7 protein-coding genes and 3 pseudogenes are annotated in these 7456 nt (G+C 67.2%); 8 read left to right on the top strand and 2 right to left on the bottom strand.

Annotated features, from left to right (window positions below; translation table 11 throughout):
* The 7 genes and pseudogenes from VN856_RS21115 to VN856_RS21085 all read left to right on the top strand — a co-directional run.
* A pseudogene (locus tag VN856_RS21115) lies at positions 1 to 214 on the top strand (short-chain dehydrogenase); the annotation flags it as partial.
* A 13-nt stretch (positions 215 to 227) separates the two neighbouring features.
* On the top strand, positions 228 to 614 hold the full coding sequence (locus VN856_RS21110; RefSeq protein WP_325692569.1) for a VOC family protein: 387 nt from the start codon (positions 228 to 230) through the stop codon (positions 612 to 614).
* Between the two features lie 117 nt (positions 615 to 731).
* Positions 732 to 1947, top strand: a pseudogene (locus tag VN856_RS21105) (inorganic phosphate transporter); the annotation flags it as partial.
* A 16-nt stretch (positions 1948 to 1963) separates the two neighbouring features.
* Positions 1964 to 2257, top strand: coding sequence for a hypothetical protein (locus tag VN856_RS21100; RefSeq protein ID WP_325692567.1), 294 nt, complete (start codon positions 1964 to 1966; stop codon positions 2255 to 2257).
* Positions 2258 to 2317: 60 nt separating this feature from the next.
* Positions 2318 to 2620: a DUF3349 domain-containing protein gene (locus VN856_RS21095; RefSeq protein WP_325692565.1), complete on the top strand. Its 303-nt coding sequence runs from the start codon at positions 2318 to 2320 to the stop codon at positions 2618 to 2620.
* Positions 2621 to 2691: 71 nt separating this feature from the next.
* On the top strand, positions 2692 to 3765 hold the full coding sequence (menE, locus tag VN856_RS21090) for an o-succinylbenzoate--CoA ligase (protein ID WP_414687014.1): 1074 nt from the start codon (positions 2692 to 2694) through the stop codon (positions 3763 to 3765).
* Positions 3766 to 3876: 111 nt separating this feature from the next.
* Entirely contained in the window at positions 3877 to 5625 is a 1749-nt protein-coding gene (locus VN856_RS21085) for an NAD-binding protein (protein WP_325692561.1), read from the top strand.
* A gap of 4 nt (positions 5626 to 5629) precedes the next feature.
* On the opposite strand, the gene VN856_RS21080 is transcribed toward VN856_RS21085, so the two are convergent.
* Entirely contained in the window at positions 5630 to 6415 is a 786-nt protein-coding gene (locus tag VN856_RS21080) for an S-methyl-5'-thioadenosine phosphorylase (RefSeq protein WP_325692559.1), read from the bottom strand.
* Between the two features lie 30 nt (positions 6416 to 6445).
* Between VN856_RS21080 and VN856_RS21075 the strand changes: the two genes are divergently transcribed.
* Positions 6446 to 7324 (top strand): 1,4-dihydroxy-2-naphthoate polyprenyltransferase, encoded by an 879-nt coding sequence (locus tag VN856_RS21075; RefSeq protein WP_325692557.1) that lies wholly within the window; start codon positions 6446 to 6448, stop codon positions 7322 to 7324.
* Here the strand turns inward: VN856_RS21075 and VN856_RS21070 are convergent.
* A pseudogene (locus VN856_RS21070) lies at positions 7321 to 7456 on the bottom strand (Clp protease); the annotation flags it as partial. The gene VN856_RS21075 and the pseudogene VN856_RS21070 overlap by 4 nt on opposite strands.

Here is a 7456-nt window from a genome sequence, read left to right as displayed (position 1 = left end):
CACCCCGATGATCGCGCCGACCAAGGAGTATCAGGGGTTGCCGGCGATGACCTCCGAGGAGGCCGCGGGCTGGATGATCACCGCGGCGCGCACCCGCCCAGTCCGGATCGCGCCGCGGATGGCGCTGGCCGCGCAGGCGATCGACACCGTCGTTCCGGGGCTGGCGACCACGATGATCAGGCGGCAGCGGCTCCAACCGAACAACCCGGCGTGATAGACACGACGGCATGGAGATTCTCGCCAGCCGGATGCTCTTTCGGCCGGTGGATTACCAGCGGTCGCTGAGCTTCTACCGCGACCAGATCGGTTTGGCGATCTTTCGCGACTACGGCGCGGGGACGGTGTTCTTCGCCGGCCAGTCGCTGATCGAGTTGGCCGACCATGGCGCACCGGAAGACTCGGCCGGACCTTTCCCCGGCGCGCTGTGGCTGCAGGTGCGCGATGTGGTGGCGACACAGACCGAACTGGAAAGTAGGGGCGTCATGATCGCCCGCGAGGCCCGTCAAGAACCGTGGGGTCTGCACGAAATGCATGTGGTCGATCCCGACGGCGTGCTGCTGATCTTCGTCCAGATTCCACCGGAACACCCACTTCGGCGCGACACCCGCGGTTAACGTCACGAGCTCCGAAGTTAACCCCAGGCGAACATCTGACAACGACCAGCGATATACCTTGGATTACCCACGCCGTTCTTTCGACAACTGGACCCAACTACCCCCAGAATTAGGCCCGTGAACCTTCAGTTGTTCCTCTTGATCATCGTCGTGATCACCGCCCTCGCATTCGATTTCACGAACGGCTTCCACGACACCGCCAACGCCATGGCCACCTCCATCGCTAGTGGGGCACTCAAGCCGAAGACCGCGGTATCGCTCTCGGCTGTGCTGAATCTGTTGGGAGCGTTCCTGTCCACCGCGGTCGCCGGAACCATCGCGAAGAATCTGGTCGACGCTCATCTGGTCAAACCCGATTTGATCTTCGCCGGGCTGGTTGGCGGGATCGTCTGGAACCTGCTGACCTGGCTGCTGGGCATCCCGTCGAGCTCGTCGCACGCCCTGGTCGGCGGCATCATCGGCGCGATGATCGCCGCGGTCGGCGGGCACGGCGTGATCTGGACCGGCGTCGTTTCGCTGGTGCTGATCCCGGCCCTGGTCTCGGTCATATTGGCCGGAGTCGTCGGCGCGGTCGGCACCTGGCTGGTCTACCGGATCAACCGTGGCGTCCCCGAAGAGCGCAGCGAAAATGCCTTCCGCCGCGGCCAGATCTTCTCGGCGTCGCTGGTCTCGCTGGCGCACGGCACGAACGACGCGCAGAAGACGATGGGTGTGATCTTCCTGGCGCTGATGTCTTACGGCGCGGTCAGCCGGGCGTCCCACACGCCCCCGTTCTGGGTGATCCTGGCCTGTGCCTGCGCGATGGCGCTGGGCACCTACACCGGCGGCTGGCGGATCATCCGCACGATGGGCAAGGGCATCGTCGAAATCAAGTCGCCGCAGGGCATGGCGGCCGAATCCTCCTCGGCAGTCATCATTTTGCTGTCGGCTCATTTCGGCTACGCGCTGTCCACCACTCAGGTGGTCACCGGATCCGTGCTCGGCAGCGGTTTGGGCAAGCCGGGCGCCGAGGTGCGCTGGAGCGTGGCGGGCCGGATGGCCGCGGCGTGGCTGATCACCTTGCCGTCGGCCGGCCTGGTCGGTGCCGTCACCTACTACATCGTGCACGGGGTCGGCGGCTTCCCCGGCGCGATCCTCGGCTTCCTGCTGCTGGTGGCCACGGCCACGGCGATCTACCTGCAGTCGCGCAAGACCAAGGTCGATCACACCAACGTCAACGCCGAGTGGAAGGGCGACCTGACCGCCGGTCTCGACGAGGAAGGTCACCCAGGCCTCGCCGGCGCCCCCTACAGCAACAGCGAGGCTCCCGGCGCCGCCGCACACACCGAGAGCAAGAAAGCAGGCACGCTATGAGCCACTGGTTCAACTACCAAGCCTCATTGAAGATCCTGCTCTTCGGGCTGATCCTCGGCAGTGGACTGCCCGCGCTGTTCGCGCTTGCGGTACGGGCGGGCTCCGCTGGTGCCGGCGTCCAGGGCTCCGACGGCGCGGCCGTCGCGCACAAGAACCCGGCGCTCGCCGCTCTCAGCTACGCGATATACGCATTGGCGCTGATTGCGGTCGTGATCGGCGTGCTCTACATCGCACGCGACGCCCTTGGGGCATGGACCGGCGTTTACCTTCTCGGAGCCAAGCCCGCGTAAAGTCAGGATTTCTTCTGTTTTGAGGCTTACTGACCGTCCAACGGGGGAAGTGGACTCATTGTGAACCGATTCTTGACTTCGGTAGTCGCTTGGCTGCGCGCCGGATACCCGGAAGGCATTCCGCCGACCGACTACTTCCCCGTGCTCGCCCTGTTGTCTCGCCGGCTGAGCAACGACGAGGTGAAGGTGGTGGCCAGCGACCTGATGCAGCGGGGCGACTTCGACCACGTCGACATCGGCGTGCTGATCACCCAGCTCACCGACGAGTTGCCCTCTCCGGTGGACATCGAGCGGGTGCGAGAGCGGCTGGCCGCCAAAGGCTGGCCGTTGGACGACGCCCGCGACGGCGAGGAAACCGGATAGCCGTCCTGCGCGCGTTCGCCGTGGCGCAGGGCTCCTCGGCGGGCCCATTGCTGGCCGAGCTGGACGACGTCCTGAACGGCCGGGCATCCGCGCTGCTGCCGGTCGGTAATGACGATTCCGCGCCGGCCGCGCTGCGAGTGGGCGAGGAGATCGACGACGACATCGCCCTGGTAGTGACGACGTCAGGCACCACGGGTACCCCGAAAGGCGCGCAGCTGACTGCCGCCGCCCTGACCGCCAGCGCCGACGCTACCCATGACCGGCTGGGCGGGCCCGGCCGGTGGCTGCTGGCATTGCCGTCGTATCACATCGCCGGCATCCAGGTGCTGGTGCGCAGCCTGCTGGCCGGCACTGTCCCGGTCGAGCTGGACGTCTCGACCGGGTTCGACATCAACCAATTGCCTTCTGCCGTAGACGAACTCGGCCCGGGGCGCCGCTACACGGCGCTGGTAGCCACGCAGCTGGCCAAGGCGCTGGACGACCCGGCCGCCGCTGCCGCGCTGGCCGGCCTCGACGCCGTGCTGATCGGCGGTGGCCCGGCCCCACGACCGGTCCTCGACGCCGCCGCACGAGCCGGCGTCAACGTGGTCCGCACCTACGGCATGAGCGAGACCGCCGGTGGCTGCGTCTACGACGGCGTCCCGCTCGACGGCGTCCAGGTGCGAGTCGATGCCGACGGCCGGATCGCGCTCGGCGGCCCGACGCTGGCCAAGGGCTATCGCAATGCGCCCGACCCCGACCCGTTCGTCGAGCCGGGCTGGTTCCGCACTGACGATATTGGCGTCGTTGACGATTCGGGCGTGCTGAGCGTGCTCGGCCGAATCGACGACGCGATCAGCAGCGGCGGATTAACGGTGATGCCGCAACCGGTCGAGGCGGCGTTGCGGACCCATCCCGCCGTCGCCGACTGCGCGGTGTTCGGGCTGGCCGATGAACGCCTCGGCCAGCGAGTGGCCGCCGTCATCGTGGTGGCCGATGGTTGCGCCGCACCCTCACTCGAAGCGCTACGTGCGCACGTGATGCGAACCCTGGACCACACCGCCGCGCCGCGCGAGATGCACGTCGTCGACGCGTTGCCGATGCGCGGCATCGGCAAGGTGGACCGGTCGGCGCTAGTCCGGCTAACCGGAAACAGCTTGTCCTAGCGACACTTATGCGCGGCGCTGCTCGCACCGGATGACATAATGCCCTGATGAACCGGCCCGACGTCAGCGAGTGTTCGATATCGGTCGGGCTTTTGAGCAACGGACGTGAAGATGCATCGCCACATCATTGTCAGCGGTGACGATGCGCTGGCGACCACAATCGCCGATGAGCTGAAACACGCGGGCGCGACGGTTGTCCGGATGGCGGCCGGTGAGACATCCGAGGCGGGCGTCGCCCGCGAGCTCACCCTCGCCGACGTCTCGCATGCGCTCGCGGTGGTCTGCGCCGGTGACGACGACGCGGTAAATCTCGAAATCGCCTTGCTGGCAAGGAAAGCCAACCCGAATCTGCGCGTGGTGTCGCGGGTGGCCAACGATGTGCTGCGCGAAGCGGTCAACGACGACAACGGCCCCGGGGCGATCCTCGACGTCGCCGATCTCGCCGCGCCGGCCGTGGTCGAAGCCTGCCTGGCCCAGACCACCCATGATTTCGATGCCGCCGGAATGAACTTTGTCGTCGCGGGCAAAACGGCGTCGCGCGAAGCGACCCTGCGTGAGCTCTACGGTGACCTGCCGCCCGTGGCGGTCATCCACGGCGACGACTCACCCAACCCCGGTGAGCTGGAGGTATGTCCTGGTCGCGATCAGCGGGTGCATGCCGGCGACTGGACGGTGATGATCGGTACCGCCAACGAGCTCGCCGCCCAGGGCATCAAGGTCCCCCGCGCGACGCGGGCGCGCTCCCGGCGGCCGCTGTTGCGTCGTATGGTCGACGCTGTCCGCGGCGTGGTCATCGACGTCAACCCGACGTTTTATCCGGTCGTCGCCGCGACGTTGGTCGTACTGATCAGCGCCACGATTACCTTGCGGTTCGGGTATCGTCCCCCGCCCAAGATGGGCTGGATCGACGCGTTCTACTTCACGGTCGAAACGATGACCACGACCGGATACGGCGACTTCAGCTTCGTGAACCAGCCCACCTGGCTGCGGACGTTTTCCACGCTGCTGATGTTCAGCGGCGTGACCACGACCGCGTTGTTGGTCTCGTTCGTCGCCGACGTACTGCTCTCGCGCCGTTTTGTTTTCGCGTCGGCACGCCCCCGGGTGGGGCATCTGCGCAACCACATCGTGGTGGTCGGGCTCAGTGGGCTTGGCATGCGGGTGGTCAGAGACCTGACCGTGGCGGGGTACGACGTCGCGGTGATCGAGCGCAACGAGGACAACCGCTTCCTGTCGGCGGTGCGCGATCTCGACGTGCCGGTCATCTTCGGCGATGCCACGTTGCGCCAGACTCTGCAAGCCGCGCGGGTGGATCGCGCCCGGGCGGTGGCGATGCTGACCCGCGACGACATCATCAACATCGAGACCGGCATCGTGTTGACCGAAATGCTGGGCCGCAAGACTGCGACCCGAGAGCACTGGACCGATGTCCCGCTGGTGCTGCGAGTGTACGACCGCACGTTGGGCTTCGCGGTGGCGCAGCGGTTCGGCTTTGAGAACGTTCGCTCCACCGTCGAGCTGGCCGCACCGTGGTTCATCGGCGCGGCGATCGGCCTGCAGGTGCTGGGCACGTTCTCGGTGGGCCAGAGCTCATTCGTGGTCGGCGGAATGCAGGTGGCCGCGGGCAGCGAGCTCGACGGGCTGCGCATGTTCGAGCTGTCCACTCAAGCCCGCGTCATCGCCATCACGACGTCCAACGGCCTGCTCAAGTTGCATCCCCGCCGTGATGCGCGACTGCACGCCGACGACACCGTCTACCTGGTCGGGCCGTATCGGGAGTTGATCGACACCCTGCGCAAAGGCCGCCCGCCCCGCCCGGCCCCCGACGAGGAGCGCAAGCGCGAAGCGAAGACCGGCTGAGCTGTCACGGCTCGTCGAACGGAAGCGGGACCCCGGTGTGCGATAGGCACTCGGCACACGCGTGCTCGGTGTCCACCCGGCCGATCGCGTCGCGCACGAGATTTTTGAACGGCTCGATGTTCTTCGCGAACTCGCTGATCACCTCGTCAACCTTCACCCCGCCGCCCACGTCGATACCGGCGTCCAGATCGGTCACCAAAGCAATTGCCGCATAGCAGATTTCGAGCTCACGGGCCAGCACCGCCTCCGGGTAACCGGTCATGTTGATCAACGTGAAGCCGGCGGCGGCGAACCATTGACTTTCCGCGCGGGTGGAAAACCGCGGCCCCTCGATGACGACCATGGTGCCGCCGTCGACCACCTCGGGCAGGCTGGTGACCGCCGAGCGCAACGTCGGGCAGTACGGATCGGCGAAGGACACGTGCGCCGCGCCGGAGTCGAAGTAGGTGTCGGCGCGGCGACGAGTCCGATCCACGAGTTGATCGGGCACCACGATGGCGCCCGGCCCGTGATCGGTCGTCAGGCTGCCGACCGCGCACGGGGCGAGGATCTGGCGCACTCCCAATGCCCGCAGCGCCCACATGTTGGCGCGGTAGGGCACCTTGTGCGCCGGAAACCGGTGGTCGGCGCCGTGTCGAGGCAGGAATGCCACCTCGTGCTCCCCGATCGAGCCGACGCTGACCGGGGCGCTGGGCTCGCCGTAGGGCGTGTCCAGGTTGACGCTGCGCGCGGCAGAGTCGAAGAAGGTGTAGAAGCCGCTGCCGCCAATCACTCCAAGCACGGTGATCATTCTTGTGCACGCGCATGGAACGATCGGGGGGTGGCCAGTCTTGCGCAGTGGATCGCCGGCGCGCGACCGCGAACACTTCCCAACGCCATCGCACCGGTGATCGCCGGTACCGGCGCCGCCGCCTGGCTGCACGGCGCGGTCTGGTGGAAGGCGTTGCTCGCACTGGCTGTCGCGCTGGCACTCATCGTCGGGGTGAACTTCGCCAACGACTACTCAGACGGCATCCGCGGGACCGACGACAACCGGGCGGGTCCGGTGCGCCTGGTGGGTTCGCGACTGGCGACGCCGCGGGCAGTGCTGACAGTGGCGCTGGCCAGCTTGGCGGTCGGCGCGGTGGCCGGACTCGTGCTCGCGCTGACCAGTGCGCCGTGGCTGATCGCGGTCGGCGCGTTGTGCATCGCTGGGGCGTGGCTGTATACCGGCGGCTCGAAACCGTACGGCTATGCCGGCTTCGGCGAAGTCGCGGTGTTCCTGTTCTTCGGTCTGGTCGCGGTGCTCGGCACCCAGTACACGCAGGCACTGCGGGTCGACTGGGTGGGCCTGGCGTTGGCGGTGACGACGGGTGCGTTGTCGTCGGCGGTGTTGGTAGCCAACAACTTACGAGACATCCCGACCGATGGGGAGTCCGGCAAGATCACGTTGGCGGTGCGCCTGGGCGACAAGAGGACACGCATTCTGTACCAGGCGTTGCTGGCCGTCGCCGCCGTTCTCACCCTCGCGCTGACAGCCGCAACGCCATGGTGTGCGGCCGGATTGGTGGCCACCCCGCTGGCGGTGCGGGCCGCGGCTCCGGTGCGCACTGGGCGCACCGGACCCGAGCTGATCCCGGTGTTGCGCGATACCGGCCTGACCATGCTGGTCTGGTCGATCGCGGTGGCAACCGCGTTGACGCTGACGGCGTGGCGCTAGGCGGCGCTGTCCAGCAGCCTGACGACCGCGGCGCGCAGCTGCGCGGTGTAGACGTGCTCGGTGATCAGGGCAATGGCCGCCCTATCGCCGCCGCGCAGAATGCCCAGCAGCAGATGTTCGCAACGGATCTCG

Origin of the sequence: Mycobacterium sp. (assembly GCF_035603715.1) — a bacterium.
In the GTDB taxonomy this organism is placed as follows: Bacteria; Actinomycetota; Actinomycetes; order Mycobacteriales; family Mycobacteriaceae; genus Mycobacterium.
Note: the sequence above shows the minus strand (reverse complement) of the source record. Positions and strands in the feature narration are given on the sequence as shown.

Bases quoted from the DNA above. Each gene is read 5' to 3' on its own strand.
- VN856_RS21080 (WP_325692559.1), bottom strand. From the start codon at position 6,415: ATGATCACCGTGCTTGGAGTGATTGGCGGCAGCGGCTTCTACACCTTC.
- VN856_RS21100 (WP_325692567.1), top strand. From the start codon at position 1,964: ATGAGCCACTGGTTCAACTACCAAGCCTCATTGAAGATCCTGCTCTTC.
- VN856_RS21085 (WP_325692561.1), top strand. From the start codon at position 3,877: ATGCATCGCCACATCATTGTCAGCGGTGACGATGCGCTGGCGACCACA.
- VN856_RS21110 (WP_325692569.1), top strand. From the start codon at position 228: ATGGAGATTCTCGCCAGCCGGATGCTCTTTCGGCCGGTGGATTACCAG.